This window comes from Cupriavidus sp. MEYA8, assembly GCF_059278825.1.
Map to the genome: position 1 here is coordinate 1,968,737 of NZ_CM181222.1, position 13,279 is coordinate 1,982,015.

16 protein-coding genes are annotated in these 13,279 nt (G+C 69.4%); 9 read left to right on the plus strand and 7 right to left on the minus strand.

Features of this window, described 5'->3' with window-relative positions; all coding sequences use genetic code 11:
• Nucleotides 1-114: 114 nt before the first annotated feature.
• From AC5WJ1_RS25990 to AC5WJ1_RS26000, 3 genes are all read right to left on the minus strand, one after another.
• Nucleotides 115-291: a glycine zipper 2TM domain-containing protein gene (locus AC5WJ1_RS25990; protein ID WP_029046952.1), complete on the minus strand. Its 177-nt coding sequence runs from the start codon at nucleotides 289-291 to the stop codon at nucleotides 115-117.
• A 144-nt stretch (nucleotides 292-435) separates the two neighbouring features.
• Nucleotides 436-1,464, minus strand: coding sequence for an NAD(P)-dependent oxidoreductase (locus tag AC5WJ1_RS25995; protein WP_494476691.1), 1,029 nt, complete (start codon nucleotides 1,462-1,464; stop codon nucleotides 436-438).
• A gap of 65 nt (nucleotides 1,465-1,529) precedes the next feature.
• The gene (locus AC5WJ1_RS26000; RefSeq protein WP_494476692.1) at nucleotides 1,530-2,564 is read right to left on the minus strand and encodes a Bug family tripartite tricarboxylate transporter substrate binding protein; all 1,035 of its coding nucleotides are present in this window, start codon (nucleotides 2,562-2,564) and stop codon (nucleotides 1,530-1,532) included.
• Nucleotides 2,565-2,822: 258 nt separating this feature from the next.
• On the opposite strand from AC5WJ1_RS26000, the gene AC5WJ1_RS26005 reads away from it, so the two are divergent.
• From AC5WJ1_RS26005 to AC5WJ1_RS26015, 3 genes are all read left to right on the plus strand, one after another.
• On the plus strand, nucleotides 2,823-4,577 hold the full coding sequence (locus AC5WJ1_RS26005) for an IlvD/Edd family dehydratase (RefSeq protein ID WP_494476693.1): 1,755 nt from the start codon (nucleotides 2,823-2,825) through the stop codon (nucleotides 4,575-4,577).
• Between the two features lie 3 nt (nucleotides 4,578-4,580).
• Nucleotides 4,581-5,252 carry a GntR family transcriptional regulator gene (locus AC5WJ1_RS26010; RefSeq protein WP_195427843.1) on the plus strand — a complete coding sequence of 224 codons (672 nt, stop codon included), beginning with the start codon at nucleotides 4,581-4,583 and terminating at the stop codon, nucleotides 5,250-5,252.
• A gap of 166 nt (nucleotides 5,253-5,418) precedes the next feature.
• Nucleotides 5,419-5,589 carry a hypothetical protein gene (locus tag AC5WJ1_RS26015; RefSeq protein WP_165971468.1) on the plus strand — a complete coding sequence of 57 codons (171 nt, stop codon included), beginning with the start codon at nucleotides 5,419-5,421 and terminating at the stop codon, nucleotides 5,587-5,589.
• A 180-nt stretch (nucleotides 5,590-5,769) separates the two neighbouring features.
• Here the strand turns inward: AC5WJ1_RS26015 and AC5WJ1_RS26020 are convergent, their stop codons facing one another.
• Nucleotides 5,770-5,892: a hypothetical protein gene (locus tag AC5WJ1_RS26020; RefSeq protein ID WP_255519723.1), complete on the minus strand. Its 123-nt coding sequence runs from the start codon at nucleotides 5,890-5,892 to the stop codon at nucleotides 5,770-5,772.
• Nucleotides 5,889-6,827: a LysR family transcriptional regulator gene (locus AC5WJ1_RS26025; protein ID WP_133094449.1), complete on the minus strand. Its 939-nt coding sequence runs from the start codon at nucleotides 6,825-6,827 to the stop codon at nucleotides 5,889-5,891. Before AC5WJ1_RS26025 ends, AC5WJ1_RS26020 begins: the two co-directional genes overlap by 4 nt.
• A 214-nt stretch (nucleotides 6,828-7,041) precedes the next feature.
• Between AC5WJ1_RS26025 and AC5WJ1_RS26030 the strand changes: the two genes are divergently transcribed.
• Together AC5WJ1_RS26030 and AC5WJ1_RS26035 are read left to right on the plus strand one after the other, a co-directional pair.
• Entirely contained in the window at nucleotides 7,042-8,019 is a 978-nt protein-coding gene (locus tag AC5WJ1_RS26030) for a 3-hydroxyacyl-CoA dehydrogenase family protein (RefSeq protein WP_494476694.1), read from the plus strand.
• Nucleotides 8,016-8,903, plus strand: coding sequence for a beta-keto acid cleavage family enzyme (locus tag AC5WJ1_RS26035; protein ID WP_135702872.1), 888 nt, complete (start codon nucleotides 8,016-8,018; stop codon nucleotides 8,901-8,903). Before AC5WJ1_RS26030 ends, AC5WJ1_RS26035 begins: the two co-directional genes overlap by 4 nt.
• Before the next feature lie 60 nt (nucleotides 8,904-8,963).
• On the opposite strand, the gene AC5WJ1_RS26040 is transcribed toward AC5WJ1_RS26035, so the two are convergent.
• Nucleotides 8,964-9,239 (minus strand): hydroxyquinol 1,2-dioxygenase, encoded by a 276-nt coding sequence (locus AC5WJ1_RS26040; protein WP_133094452.1) that lies wholly within the window; start codon nucleotides 9,237-9,239, stop codon nucleotides 8,964-8,966.
• A gap of 292 nt (nucleotides 9,240-9,531) precedes the next feature.
• Here AC5WJ1_RS26040 and AC5WJ1_RS26045 point away from each other — a divergent pair, with 292 nt between their 5' ends.
• Complete coding sequence (locus AC5WJ1_RS26045; protein ID WP_135702871.1) at nucleotides 9,532-9,846, plus strand: H-NS family nucleoid-associated regulatory protein; 315 nt, start codon at nucleotides 9,532-9,534, stop codon at nucleotides 9,844-9,846.
• A gap of 77 nt (nucleotides 9,847-9,923) precedes the next feature.
• Here the strand turns inward: AC5WJ1_RS26045 and AC5WJ1_RS26050 are convergent, their stop codons facing one another.
• Complete coding sequence (locus tag AC5WJ1_RS26050; protein WP_133094454.1) at nucleotides 9,924-10,370, minus strand: hypothetical protein; 447 nt, start codon at nucleotides 10,368-10,370, stop codon at nucleotides 9,924-9,926.
• A 215-nt stretch (nucleotides 10,371-10,585) separates the two neighbouring features.
• Between AC5WJ1_RS26050 and AC5WJ1_RS26055 the strand changes: the two genes are divergently transcribed.
• The 3 genes from AC5WJ1_RS26055 (at nucleotide 10,586) to AC5WJ1_RS26065 (ending at nucleotide 13,275) form a co-directional block, all read left to right on the plus strand.
• Nucleotides 10,586-11,287: a heavy metal response regulator transcription factor gene (locus tag AC5WJ1_RS26055; RefSeq protein ID WP_133094455.1), complete on the plus strand. Its 702-nt coding sequence runs from the start codon at nucleotides 10,586-10,588 to the stop codon at nucleotides 11,285-11,287.
• Nucleotides 11,284-12,735 (plus strand): heavy metal sensor histidine kinase, encoded by a 1,452-nt coding sequence (locus AC5WJ1_RS26060; RefSeq protein ID WP_135702870.1) that lies wholly within the window; start codon nucleotides 11,284-11,286, stop codon nucleotides 12,733-12,735. The genes AC5WJ1_RS26055 and AC5WJ1_RS26060 overlap by 4 nt, the downstream gene beginning before the upstream one ends.
• A 129-nt stretch (nucleotides 12,736-12,864) precedes the next feature.
• Entirely contained in the window at nucleotides 12,865-13,275 is a 411-nt protein-coding gene (locus AC5WJ1_RS26065; RefSeq protein WP_135702869.1) for a VOC family protein, read from the plus strand.
• Nucleotides 13,276-13,279: the final 4 nt, after the last annotated feature.

A 13,279-nucleotide genomic window follows, 5' to 3' on the forward strand; every position in this document is an offset into this window, starting at 1 on the left:
GCCAAAGCAAAGAAGGCCGCGCAATGCGGCCTTCCTGCCTTTCCGTTCCTGCGCGTGTCCGATCAGCGATCCGCGCGAAACTGGCGACTATTACTTGGCCAGTTACTTGCCCAGTTATTTGCCCAGTTCGTGCCCGATCACGCCGCCAACCACGGCACCGCCGATGGTACCGGCCGTGCTGCCGTCGGTCAGTTCATGGCCGGCCACGCCGCCGGCCACTGCGCCCGCTGCGGTACAACCAGCCAGCGCCATGCTTGCGCCTATCAGGAGTGCGCCTGCGAGTTTCCACATGATGGGTCTCCTGCATCATTGCCGGACTGGCCCGGGTGGACCGGCCCATGCGTCCAGCTTAGGCACGGTCCGGCCGGCGGCCTTTCAGGCACGCGCCGAAATCGCTGTAGGAATCGGACGACGGGAGGTAGTGCTGGCGCTACCTCAGGCGTCCTTCGCGTGCTGGCGCAGGCGCTTGATCAGCGACGAGGTGTCGGCGCGGCCGCATCCCATCTGCTGCAGGTCGGCATAGAACTGGTCGACCAGCGCCGTCACCGGCAGAGCGGCGCCGTTGCGGCGCGACTCGTCCAGGCACAGGCCCAGGTCCTTGCGCATCCAGTCCACCGCGAAGCCGAAATCGAACTTGTTGTCGATCATGGTGGGGCCGCGGTTTTCCAGCTGCCAGGAGCCGGCGGCGCCCTTGCTGATGACATCCAGCACCAGCCGCATGTCCAGCCCGGCGCGCTCGCCGAAGGCGATGGCCTCTGACAGGCCCTGGATCAGGCCGGCAATGCTGATCTGGTTGACCATCTTGGCCAGTTGCCCGGCGCCGGCCTCGCCGATGCGGGTCACCGCGCGGGCATAGGCGGCGATGACCGGCTCGGCGCGCGCGTAGACGTCGGCATCGCCGCCGCACATGATGGTCAGGATGCCTTTTTCCGCGCCGACTTCGCCGCCCGAGACCGGGCCGTCGACAAAGTGCAGGCCGCGCTCGCCGGCCGCGGCATAGAGCTCGCGCGCGACATTGGCGCTGGCCGTGGTGTGGTCGACGAAAATGCAGCCGCTCGGCGCGCCGAAGAAGGCGCCATCGGGGCCGGTCAGCACCGCGCGCAGGTCGTCGTCATTGCCGACGCAGGAGCACACCACCTGTGCGTCGCGCACCGCCAGTGCCGGCGTCGCTGCCGCCTTGCCGCCGAACTGCCCGACCCAGGCCTGCGCCCTGGCGGCGGTGCGGTTGTAGACCGTGACCTCGTGCCCTTTGGCGGCGAGGTGGCCGGCCATGTGGAAACCCATGACGCCCAGGCCGAGAAATGCGACACGCATGCTGCTGCTCCGTTGCTTGATCTGTTTGTGGAATCGGTGAGGGCGCGGGGCTAGGGCCGCGCCCGGCCCCAGAGTATACGGGCGGGAGCAGGCGGGGCACAGATACAGCAGGGCGGAATGCGGGGCATAACAGAGTGACGAGGGAGGCATTCATACCCATGTCACTGCTAACCCGGAAAAACCCATGTCCTGGGTATTCGGACTGCATCCAATGACTACTCCGGCTTCACCCCCGCCTCCCGGATCACCGTAGTCCACTTGCCGACCTCGGCCTTGATCCGCGCACTCGCCTGCGCCGGCGTCGTCCACGTGGCAATCGCCCCTTGCTTGAGCAGCGTGGCCTGGACTTCCGGCTCGGCCAGGATCTTCTTCAGGTCGCCGCTGAGCCGGTCGATCACCGGCGCCGGCGTGCCCGCCGGAGCGACGATGCCGAACATCGAGCTGACTTCGAAGTCTTTCAGTCCGGCTTCGGTGGCGGTCGGCACGTCGGGCAGCGCACTGACGCGCTCGGACGAGGCCACCGCCAGGGCGCGGATCTTGCCGGTCTTGACGTAGGCCTGGGCCGCGGGAACGGTCTCGACCATGCTCAGCACCTGACCGCCGATCAGGTCGGTCATGGCCGGGCCGCTGCCCTTGTATGGCACGTGCAGCATCTCCACGCCGGCCATGCGCTTGAACATCTCGCCGGCCAGGTGCTGCGGAGAACCGTTGCCGGCCGAGGCGAAGGTGATGGCGCCGGGCCTGGATTTTGCCAGCGAGACCAGTTGCGGCAGGCTGCTGGCGCTGACCGACGGATTGACCACGAACACCAGCGGCACGGTGCCGACGATCGACACCGGCGCGAAGCTCTTCTCCAGGTCGTAAGGCACGCGGCTCTTGTACAGCGCGGCGTTGATGGCGTGGCTGGTGAGCGCGCCCAGCAGCAGGGTATAGCCGTCGGCGGGCGACTTGGCCACCAGCTCGGCGCCGATATTGCCCGCGGCGCCGGCGCGGTTGTCGACCACCACCTGCTGGCCGAGCGTGGTGGACAGGCGCTGGGCCAGCGTGCGGCCGATCACGTCGGTGGCGCCGCCGGGCGGGTAGGGCACGACCAGCCGGATCGGCTTGGCGGGATAGGCGTCCGCGGCCATGCCCCAAGCCGGGGCGAGCAGCATGCCGGCAAATGCGAGAGAAGCGACCAGGATGGAGCGGCGAGGGGTGCGCCGCGCCGCTGTGGTGGCGCGGGCGGCAGTGGGCGAAATGCCAGGCATGTGGGTCTCCTGTGCCGGGAAATCGTTGGAATGGGAATGGATCGGCGGGCGGCGGGTGGCCGCCGGCGGATGACGCCCGGCTCGTTATCGGGGCCAAGTGTAGGCCGGGCCGCTTGATTGATGAATCCGTATTTTTCTATCGACTGATCTCTGGATTGAATCAATTAATGCGGTGCAATGCCGGGCTTGCGCTACGCCAGCATTGGCCGCTAAGCTTCCGGCCATCGATTATCAATAATTTCATTGGAGATAGCCCTCATGTCCGCCAACGACCCCAGCAAGCCCGACGCCACCCGACCGCAAGGCCTGGCCAAGGGCCTGACCAACTACGGCGACACCGGCTTCTCGCTGTTCCTGCGCAAGGCCTTTATCAAGGGCGCCGGCTATACCGACGACGCGCTGTCGCGGCCGGTGATCGGCATCGTCAACACCGGCAGCAGCTACAACCCCTGCCACGGCAACGCGCCGCAGCTGATCGACGCGGTCCGGCGCGGCGTGATGCTGGCCGGCGGCCTGCCGGTGGATTTCCCGACCATCTCGGTGCACGAGAGCTTTTCCGCGCCGACCAGCATGTACCTGCGCAACCTGATGTCGATGGACACCGAGGAAATGATCCGCGCGCAGCCCATGGACGCGGTAGTGCTGATCGGCGGCTGCGACAAGACCGTGCCGGCGCAGCTGATGGGCGCGGCCTCGGCCGGGGTGCCGGCGATCCAGCTGGTAACCGGTTCGATGCTCACCGGCGCGCATCGTGGCGAGCGCGTGGGCGCCTGCACTGACTGCCGCCGCTACTGGGGCCGCTATCGTGCCGAAGAGATCGATGCCGCCGAGATCGCCGACGTCAACAACCAGCTGGTGGCCAGCGTCGGCACCTGTTCGGTGATGGGCACGGCCAGCACCATGGCGTGCGTGACCGAGGCGCTTGGCATGATGGTGGCCGGCGGTGCCTCGGCGCCCGCGGTGACGGCCGACCGCATCCGCGTGGCCGAGCGCACCGGCACCACGGCGGTGGCGATGGCCAAGGCGCGCCTGACGCCGGACCGCATCCTGACCGGCAAGGCTTTCGAGAACGCACTGCGCGTGCTGCTGGCGATCGGCGGCTCGACCAACGGCATCGTGCACCTGACCGCCATTGCCGGCCGCCTCGGCATCGATATCGACCTGGCGGGCCTGGACCGCATGAGCCGCGAGACGCCGGTGCTGGTCGACCTCAAGCCCTCCGGCCAGCACTACATGGAGGACTTCCACAAGGCCGGCGGCATGACCATGCTGCTGCGCGAGCTGCGTCCGCTGCTGCACCTGGACACGCTGACCGTGTCCGGCCGCACGCTTGGCGAAGAGCTTGACGCCGCGCCGCCGCCGTTCGAGCAGGACGTGATCCGCAGAGCGGCCGACCCGATCTACCCGGCCGGCGGCCTGGCCGTGCTGCGCGGCAACCTGGCGCCGGGCGGCGCCATCATCAAGCAGTCCGCGGCCGATCCGGTGCTGATGGAGCACGAGGGCCGCGCCGTGGTATTCGAGAACGCCGAGGACATGGCGCTGCGCATCGACGACGAAGCGCTCGACGTCAAGGCCGACGATATCCTGGTGCTCAAGCGCATCGGGCCCACCGGCGCGCCCGGCATGCCCGAAGCGGGCTACATGCCGATCCCGCGCAAGCTGGCGCGCGCCGGGGTCAAGGACATGGTGCGCATCTCGGACGGCCGCATGAGCGGCACCGCGGCAGGCACCATCGTGCTGCACGTGACGCCCGAAGCGGCCATCGGCGGTCCGCTGGCGCTGGTGCGCAGCGGCGACCGCATCCGCCTTTCGGTGCGCGAGCGCGACCTGACGCTGCTGGTCGACGACGCCGAACTGGCCCGCCGCGCCGCGGCGCAGCCGGTGGAGCGCCCGCGCGCCGAGCGCGGCTACCGCAAGCTGTTCCTCGAGACCGTGACGCAGGCCGACCAGGGCGTCGACTTCGACTTCCTGCGCGCGACGCAGACCGTCGATACCGTGCCGCACCAGCGCTGAGCCATGCCGGACATCACCCCACAGTCCGAAGCCGGCGCCATGCAGCAGGCCGTCGATACGCTGGAGGAGGACATCGTCTTCGGCCGCCTGCATCCGCGCGAGCGGCTGACCGAGGACGACCTGATGGCGCGCTTCGCCCTCAAGCGGCATGTGGTGCGGCAGGTGCTGGCGGGGCTGGAGGCGATCGGCGTGGTCGAGCGCAAGCGCAATGTCGGCGCGGTGGTGCGCGCGTTCTCCGCGCGCGAGGTGCTGGAACTATACGCACTGCGCGAAGTGCTGGAATGCCATGCCGCCGCGCAGATCGACCTGCCGGTGCCGCCGGCGCGGCTGGCGCCGCTGGCCGCGGTGCAGAAGCAGCATGACGCCGCCGTGGCCGCGGGCGATGCGCGCGCGGTGTTCCGCATCAACCAGGCCTTTCACCGCGAGCTGTTCGCGCTGACCGGCAATGCCGTGCTGCAGCAGGCCATCGGCGACTATGCGCGCCGCACCCACCCGATCCGGTTCGGCACGCTCGCGGCCGCGGCCTATCGCGAGCGCGCTCGGCAGGAGCATTGGGCCATGATCGAGGCGCTGCAGCAGGGCAACCGCGAGGCGCTGGTGGAACTGTGCCGCCGCCACCTGCTGCCGTCGCGCGATGCCTATCTCGCCGCGGCGCAGGCCCGGGGCGCTGCCTGAACCCTGCGGACAGCCCCGGCGGGCCGCATTGCGGCCACCGCCCTGTGGCAGCGGCATCACAGCGAAGTCAGAACCCGCCTACGCCGCCGTCCGCCATCGTCCTATCCCTTGCGCGCGTGACGCTGCCTACATTGGAAGCAGCGTCACCACCGCAAGGAGCCGATTCATGTCATTCGCGCTATACATCATTGGCTTGCTGGTCCTGGTCGGCGGCATCGCCTGGGCGATGTCAACGGCCGGCCTCGCGACCGTTTATATCGGCATCGCCTGCCTGATCGTGCTCGGCGTCGGCATCATGATGGCCGTCTCGCGCACGCGTACCAAAGACCCTTCCTGAAGCCTGCGGGCCCGGCTCCGTGCCGGGCCTGTCCTGACGGCGGCGGCGGATCGGCAGCCCGAAGCGATCGGCCAGCGCGCGCCAGCGGCCGGTCGCGAGCCCGGCTCGATGCCGTGCGGGTAATGGTGCGCGGCATCGCGAGCTCCCACATCATGCGCAGGTGGCGCCAGTTCGGCGGGTTCAGGCGCGTCGGCCCGAGCGCGCTGGCCATAAGGCCGGCGCAGACCACCGCGACCACTGCACCACCGCGACGATGGCCGGCAGCGCGCCGGCCAGGATCAGGATATCGACGATGATGCTCATGCGCTGGCCTCCATGGCGCCGGCGCCGGCAGCGGCGGGATGCGCCAGCTGCGCGCGCACCGCCGCGGCAAGTTCGGCGGCGGCGGGGGACAGCGAGCGGTTGCGCGAGGTCACCAGCCCGATCGAGCGCTCGGTCACTGGCGCGGTCAGTAACCGCTCGACGATGCCGGCCTGGCGCACCGTGCCGGCCGCAATCTCTGGCAGCGCCGCCACGCCGAAGCCGCATTCGACCATGGCCGCGATGGTGGCCAGGTGCTCGGCCTCGAACACCGGCTGGAAGCGGATCTTGTTCTGCAGGAAGGCCCATTCGGCGTACTGGCGCACGCTGCTGGGATGCGTCATCGATACGTGCGGCGCGGTGGCGGTATCGGCCCAGCGCAACGGGCCGCTGCTGCGCGCCAGCGGGTGCGCCGAGGGGATCAGCAGCACGAAGCGGTCGGACAGCAGCGGCTCGTAATGCAGGTCGGCCTGCTGCGGATCGGCCGCCGTCAGCGCAAAGTCCACCTCGCCCGCGCGCACCAGGTCGAAGGCCGGGCCCGAAAGCGTGTCGATCACCTTCAGCGCCACTTCCGGGCGCGCCCGGTGGTAGGCCATCAGCACGCGCGGCAGCATGCGCGCCGCCAGCGACGGCAGCGCCGCCACGGCCACCTGGCCGCGCTCGGCGCTGGCAATGCCGGTAACGGCGTCGATGGCGCCGCGGAAGGCGGCCTGCAGCAGCGCGGCCTGCTGCATAAAGACCTGGCCCGCGGCGGTCAGGCGCACGGTGCGGGTGGTGCGGTCGAACAGGCGCACGCCGAGCGATTCCTCGATACGCAGGATCTGCGTGGACAGGGCGGACTGGGACAGGTGCAGCTGGGTGGCGGCCTGGCGGTAATTGAGCGTGCGGCCGAGCACCAGCGTGGTCTCGATGTCCCGCATCGACAGGTTGATTTTCATGGTCAGGCAGTGGCGGGCGCGGTGTGCGCCGCGGAAGACATGAGCGGCACGAGCGGTCGGATCGTGCGATTGATCTGATTTGTGGATCATTTTATCCAGAGAATCGACTTCATCAATCAAAGCGAGTTCTCTACACTGCCGGGATTCCGTTGCCCGGCGCGCCACTGCGGCCCCCGGGGCGGCACCAATCCCGCAGGACTTCCCCGGAGAACCTATGCCGAACCCGACCGAAGCGGTCACTGCCAGCCCACTGGGCCGTCCCGGCGCCGCCCATGCGGTGGTGGTGGGCGGCGGCACCATGGGCGCCGACGTCGCCGTGGTGCTGACCCGCGCCCTGTGCCGCACCACCGTGATCGAGCCTGACGCCACGCGCGGCGCCGCGCTGCCCGGGCGGGTGCGCGACAACCTGGCCGCCATCGGCCGCGCCGACGGCGCCGCATGCCTGTCCGTGGCCGCCACGCTGGACCAGGTGGAATGGGCCACCGTCGACCTGGTGATCGAATGCATCCCCGAGCGCCTGGAACTCAAGCAGCAATTGTTTGCCGACCTGGTCCGCCGCGCGCGGGCGGACACGGTGCTCGCCAGCAACAGCTCCAGCTTCCCGATCAGCGCGATCGGCGCCGGGCTGGAGTCGCGCGAGCGCATGCTGGGCCTGCATTTCTTCATGCCGGCGCACCTGGTGCCGCTGGTCGAAGTGGTGATGGGCGAAGACAGCGACGAAGGCCGCGCCGACGCGCTGATCGCGTTCATGCGCCGCTGCGCGATGGTGCCGGTGAAAGTGCGCAAGGACCTGCCCGGCTTCCTTGCGAACCGGCTGCAGCACGCGCTGTCGCGCGAGGCCTTCAACCTGATCGACCGCGGCATTGCCTCGCCCGAGGACGTGGATGCGGCGGTGCGCTTCGGCTTCGGCTTCCGCTTTCTGGCGGCTGGCCCGGTGCTGCAGCGCGACCATGCCGGCATCGACGTGCACGCCGCCGCCGGCGCCACCATGTACCCGAGCTTGTGCAACGACGACCATCCCGCGCGCTGCCTGGCCGAGCGCGCCGCCGACGGCCGCCACGGCATGAAGCGCGGCGAGGGCTTCTATGTCTGGAGCCCCGCAGCCATTGCCGCCGAGCGCGCGCGCTACGACCGCCTGCTGCGCGCCGGCCTCGACCTGATCGCTCCTGAATTGCCCGAGATCCAGCCATGACCCAAGCCAATCCGTCTGCCTCGACACAAGCCGCCGCGGCCCGCGCGGCGCTTGCCGATTCCCCGCTGATCGTCACGGTCGCGCCCAACGGCGCCTACAAGCAGGCTGCCGACCACCCCGCGGTGCCGCTGACCGCCGCGGCGCTGGCACAGGAAGCGCGCGCCTGCCTCGATGCCGGCGCCGCCATGATGCATATGCACGTGCGCGATGCGCAGGGCCGCCATTCGCTCGACGCGCAGGCCTACCGCGACGCGCTGGCCGCCGTGAAGCAGGCCGTCGGCGATTCGCTGCTGGTGCAGGTGACCAGCGAAGCCGCCGGCGTGTACAAGGCCCCCGCGCAGATGGCGATGGTGCGCGAGCTGCGGCCCGAAGCCGTGTCGGTGGGTTTGCGCGAGGTGGCCGTGCCGGAGATCCCGGAAAGCGAGCTGGCCGCGTTCTTCGCCTGGCTGGCGCGCGAACGCGTGATGACGCAGGTCATCCTGTACGACGCGGCCGACGTGCGCCGCTGGCATGCGCTGCGCGCGCGCGGACTGGTGCCGGCGGGTGCGTGGTCGCTGCTGTATGTGCTGGGGCGCTATTCGGCGGGGCAGGTCTCGTCGCCGCACGACCTGCTGCCGTTCCTGCAGGTGGCCGCGGAAAGCGACGATGCGCTGCCGTGGGCGATCTGCGCCTTTGGCCGCGAAGAGAATGCCTGCGTGACCGCGGCCGCCGCGTTCGGCGGCCATGTGCGGGTGGGCTTCGAGAACAACCTGCTGCTGCGCGACGGCAGCCGCGCGCCCGGCAACGCCGCGCTGGTGGCGCAGGCCGTGCAGGGCGGACTCACGCTGGGCCGGCCGATCGCCGACGCCGCGGATGCGCGCCGGATCTACGGCGCGGTGCGCTGATGCGGTCCCGCGTGCGCGCCGTGGTGGGCACAATGGTGGCCGCGCGGCGGGCGGCCGAGGTCAGGCGCCGTCGCTGAAGCTGTCGCGCGGACCGTTCGGGTTGTGTGCGCCGTCGGTGAAGGTGCTGCGGGTGCCGGTGGCGGTGTGTGCGCCATCGGTAAAGCTGCTGCGGGTACCGGTGGCCGTATGCGCGCCGTCGGTGAACGAGCTGCGCGTGCCGGTGACGCTGCGCGCGCCGTCGCTGAACGGATCGACGCTGCGCGGTGCTGCCTGCGCGGTGCCGACCGCGGCCGCAACCAGTGCGGTGGCGACAAAGACTTGCCTGAGTGCTTGCATGGATGCTTCTCCGTAAGAGTGCCAGCCCGGTACGGGTGGCGGTAGAGAGAAGTCTAGGCACTGGCCATCCACGCCAGCATGACGCCGACATGACATTGCCGTCATGCAGCATTTGCCCTGCGCGGCAAGCGCACGGCAAATGCAGGGAAATGCAAGGAAATGCGCCGCGCCGTCGCGCGCAAACGCCGGCAGCACCGGCAAAGGCTGTAGAATCATGGCTATCCGACCGGCCTGCGGTTCCATCGCCGGTCCTCATTGCCCGCGGAAATGCAGCGGGCCTCTCACGATAGTCATGTCCGAGTCTGATTCAGCCAAACTCGCTGCGGTGGCGTGGATCCACGAGCAAATGGACCGTCATGCGCTGACGCTTGACGACCTGGTCGCCGCGGGATGCTTCGACAAGGTCCCGGCGCGCGCTGTGGAACCCTCACGCAAGGCCGCGCCCGAGGCCGGCGCCGATGTTGCCAGCGCCAAATCCAATGGCGCACCGCGTCCGCTCTACCGCAATGCCCTGGGGCAAAGCTGGGACGGCGAGGGCGAATACCCCGACTGGCTGCAGCGCGCGGTCAATGCGGGGCAATCGATCGAGTTCTTCCGCGTCGAATAAGCCGCACGCGCAGCGCCAGCGGCTTGCGGCAATAAGCGGGTAGCAGTCAGGAACGCCGCCAGGCGCGGCGTTGCGCTTCAGCAGCGCGAGGCAAAAGGCAGCAGGTCGGGCAGCAGGTCGTTGAATACCGCCGGTGTCGCCATCGGGGCCGCATGCGCCCAGTGGGCCATCACCTCGGGCGGCAGTTCCGGCAGTTCGCCCGCGGCGGCGGCAGGTTGGCCCGGCAGCGTTGCCGTGTCGTCGTCCGACGGCTGCGGCGACCCGTCCTGCAGTTGCAGCGGCACGCCTTGTCCGCCGGGTTCCACCATGACCTGCACGGCGGCGCCGCGGCAGCTGCCTTCGCTGCCGCCACCCAGTGCGGCTTCGGCTTCCATCTTGGCCGCTGCGTGCCGTTCCGGCAGCGACAGCCCCGCGGCCTGCACCGCGCTGCATACGGTCGTCACGGCCGCCAGGGCACCGGATACCGGCGCGAGCAGTGCAAGCGACAGCAGCAGGGAGTTCGACAGGCGCGGCAGGCGTTTCATCAAGGCGGGCGAAGGCTAAGCGGACAGGTAATCGAAATCGCGCGGAGCGCGGGGGGAACCATCGGCCGGGCCGGCGGTCACCGCGCATTTTACTGGCATTTCCCCGCAGAAAGCCGTCTTTGCCATGACATTTCTGAAATCTTTGCCCATTTCCCGCCATCCTCGGCTAGCGTTACGCCATGGCGGCACTGGTGCCGCCGGAAAGTGACTGACACATGCGTATCCTGATTGTCGAGGACGAACCCAAGGCGGGCGACTACCTGCTCAAGGGCCTCACCGAATCCGGCTTCGTGGTGGACCTGGCGCGCGACGGTGTCGACGGCCTGGCCCACGCGCGCGAGCACCCCTACGACCTGATCGTGCTGGACGTGATGCTGCCCAACCTTGACGGCTGGCAGGTGCTGCGCGAGCTGCGCCGCGAGCGCGACACGCCCGTGCTGTTCCTGACCGCGCGTGACGAGCTGTCGGACCGCCTCAAGGGCCTGGAGCTTGGCGCCGACGACTACATGGTCAAGCCGTTCGCCTTCGCGGAGCTGGTGCTGCGCATCCGCACCATCCTGCGCCGCGGGCCGCTGCGCGAGAGCGAATTCATCGAAGTGGCCGACCTGCAGATCGATGCCATCCGCCGTCGCGTGGTGCGCGCCGGCCAGAAGATCGACCTGACCTCCAAGGAGTTTGCGCTGCTGTACCTGCTGGCGCGCCGCCGCGGCGAGGTGCTGTCGCGCTCGCTGATCGCGTCGCAGGTGTGGGACGTCAACTTCGACAGCAACACCAATGTGGTCGACGTATCGATCCGGCGCCTGCGCGCCAAGGTCGACGACCCGTTTGCGCGCAAGCTGATCCATACCCGGCGCGGCATGGGCTATGTGCTGGATGACGGCGAAGACAGCGATGGCTTCGGGCCCGGCGCGGCATGATGCGGCTGCCGTCGTCCCTGACCACGCGGCTGGCGCTGGCGTACGGGCTGGCCACGGCCGCGATCCTGGTCAGCGTGGCAGCCTACCTGTCCAGCGCGCTGTCGGCGCAGCTGCAGGGCCGCGACGAGAGCGAACTGGTCGGCGAAGTGCTGCTGGTGCGCCACCTGCTGCGCGAAGTGCGCAGCGAGGCTGAGATCCGCGCCGATACGCACCGGTTCGCCGATATCGCCATGGGCCATGAGGGGCTGATCCTGGTGGTGCGCTCGCGCCAGGGCGAGCCGCTGGTCACGCTCAATCCGCGCAACGAGTCCGTGCCGCCGCTGCGCGTGCTGCCGGCCGGCATGCAGCCGGAGAAAGACATGCTGCAGACCTGGTATCCGCGCAACGGCGTGCCTTCGCGCGGCATTGCCGCGCTCGGCCAGCTCGGGGATTCCGACAAGGCCGTCGAGATCGTGGTGCTGCGCGATGCCGGCTACCGCGTGGCGCTGATCCGCGAATACCGCTACCGGTTGCTGTGGGCGACGCTGTGCGGCGCGGCCGCGGCGGCCGGGCTCGGTTTCGTGCTGGCGCGGCGCGGTCTGCAGCCGCTGCGGCGCATGGCAACCGACGCGGCCGCGGTGACCACCAGCCGGCTTGCCACGCGGCTCGATGTGGGCAGTGCGCCCGCCGAGCTGCGCGAGCTGGCGGCCGCGCTCAACGACATGCTGGCGCGGCTGCAGGACAGCTTCTCGCGGCTGTCCGAGTTCTCGGCGGACCTCGCGCACGATTTCCGCACCCCGATCAGCAACCTGATCGGCCAGACCCAGGTAACGCTGGCGCAAAGCCGCGGCGCGGCGGAATACGAGGCGCTGCTCGAATCGAACCTGGAAGAATACGAACGGCTGGCGCGCATGATCGAGAACATGCTGTTCCTCGCGCGCGCCGACCATGCGCAGGTGGCGCTGGGCGTGCGCACGCTGGATGCGCGTGAAGAGCTCGACAAGATGGCCGAGTATTTCGAGGCGGTCGCGGCCGACCGCGACGTCACGCTGGCGGTTGGCGGACACGCGCTGGTGCAGGCCGACCAGGCGCTGCTGCGGCGCGCGGTCACCAACCTGCTCGACAACGCGCTGCGCCACGCGCCCGAGGGAACCACGGTGCGGCTGGATGCCACGCGCGTTCCCGCGCCGGGTGGGGCGGCCAACACCTGCATCCGCGTCAGCAACGCGGGACCGGCGATCCCGCCGGACACCCTGCCGCATATCTTCGGCCGCTTCTACCGCGCGGACCCGTCGCGCCGCAATTCGGCCACTTCGACCGGCCTCGGGCTGGCAATCGTCGACACCATCATGCGGCTGCACGGCGGCAGCGTGACCGTGCGCAGCGCCGACGGCGAAACGGTGTTCTCGCTGCAATTCCCGGCCGAAACCTCGGCCGCGGCGACGCAGGCTCCCGCCACGGTGGCCTGAAGCGATCGGCAGCGGACCGCTGCGCTTGCATGTGCCCGGCACGCGCGCATAATGGCGCGCGTGCCGGCAAGGCAACTCCGGCCGGCGCATCCACACGCAACCAGGATCACAACCCACAAGGAGAGTGACATGCAGGTGCAACCCTATCTGGATTTTGGCGGCCGCTTCGACGAAGCCGTGGCGTTCTACGGCAAGGTGCTGGGCGCGCAGGTGACATTCGCGATGCGCTACAAGGAGGCGCCGCCGGACCAGGGCATGCAGATCCCGGAAGACTGGAAGGACAAGGTGATGCACGCCAATATCCAGTTCGGCGAGACCCAGCTGATGGCGTCCGATGGCCGCCCGGGCGAGCGGCCGGCCTTCAGCGGCTTCAGCCTGTCGGTCGGCGCGGTCGGCAAGGAAGAGGGTGAGCGCATTTTCAACGGACTGGCCGAAGGCGGGCAGGTGGTGGTGCCGTACCAGAAGACGTTCTGGGCCGAAGGCTTCGGCATGCTGGTGGATCGCTTCGGCATGTCGTGGATGGTCAATTGCGAGCACTAAGGGT

Excerpts from the sequence above, each read along its gene's own strand:
- AC5WJ1_RS26020 (WP_255519723.1), bottom strand. The coding sequence starts at position 5,892 with ATGAGCATCATCGTCGATATCCTGATCCTGGCCGGCGCGCTGCCGGCC.
- AC5WJ1_RS26060 (WP_135702870.1), top strand. The coding sequence starts at position 11,284 with ATGATGCGGCTGCCGTCGTCCCTGACCACGCGGCTGGCGCTGGCGTAC.
- AC5WJ1_RS26015 (WP_165971468.1), top strand. The coding sequence starts at position 5,419 with ATGTCATTCGCGCTATACATCATTGGCTTGCTGGTCCTGGTCGGCGGC.
- AC5WJ1_RS26065 (WP_135702869.1), top strand. The coding sequence starts at position 12,865 with ATGCAGGTGCAACCCTATCTGGATTTTGGCGGCCGCTTCGACGAAGCC.
- AC5WJ1_RS26025 (WP_133094449.1), bottom strand. The coding sequence starts at position 6,827 with ATGAAAATCAACCTGTCGATGCGGGACATCGAGACCACGCTGGTGCTC.
- AC5WJ1_RS26035 (WP_135702872.1), top strand. The coding sequence starts at position 8,016 with ATGACCCAAGCCAATCCGTCTGCCTCGACACAAGCCGCCGCGGCCCGC.
- AC5WJ1_RS26050 (WP_133094454.1), bottom strand. The coding sequence starts at position 10,370 with ATGAAACGCCTGCCGCGCCTGTCGAACTCCCTGCTGCTGTCGCTTGCA.
- AC5WJ1_RS26055 (WP_133094455.1), top strand. The coding sequence starts at position 10,586 with ATGCGTATCCTGATTGTCGAGGACGAACCCAAGGCGGGCGACTACCTG.
- AC5WJ1_RS26000 (WP_494476692.1), bottom strand. The coding sequence starts at position 2,564 with ATGCCTGGCATTTCGCCCACTGCCGCCCGCGCCACCACAGCGGCGCGG.
- AC5WJ1_RS26045 (WP_135702871.1), top strand. The coding sequence starts at position 9,532 with ATGTCCGAGTCTGATTCAGCCAAACTCGCTGCGGTGGCGTGGATCCAC.
- AC5WJ1_RS25990 (WP_029046952.1), bottom strand. The coding sequence starts at position 291 with ATGTGGAAACTCGCAGGCGCACTCCTGATAGGCGCAAGCATGGCGCTG.
- AC5WJ1_RS26010 (WP_195427843.1), top strand. The coding sequence starts at position 4,581 with ATGCCGGACATCACCCCACAGTCCGAAGCCGGCGCCATGCAGCAGGCC.
- AC5WJ1_RS25995 (WP_494476691.1), bottom strand. The coding sequence starts at position 1,464 with ATGCCTCCCTCGTCACTCTGTTATGCCCCGCATTCCGCCCTGCTGTAT.
- AC5WJ1_RS26030 (WP_494476694.1), top strand. The coding sequence starts at position 7,042 with ATGCCGAACCCGACCGAAGCGGTCACTGCCAGCCCACTGGGCCGTCCC.
- AC5WJ1_RS26005 (WP_494476693.1), top strand. The coding sequence starts at position 2,823 with ATGTCCGCCAACGACCCCAGCAAGCCCGACGCCACCCGACCGCAAGGC.
- AC5WJ1_RS26040 (WP_133094452.1), bottom strand. The coding sequence starts at position 9,239 with ATGCAAGCACTCAGGCAAGTCTTTGTCGCCACCGCACTGGTTGCGGCC.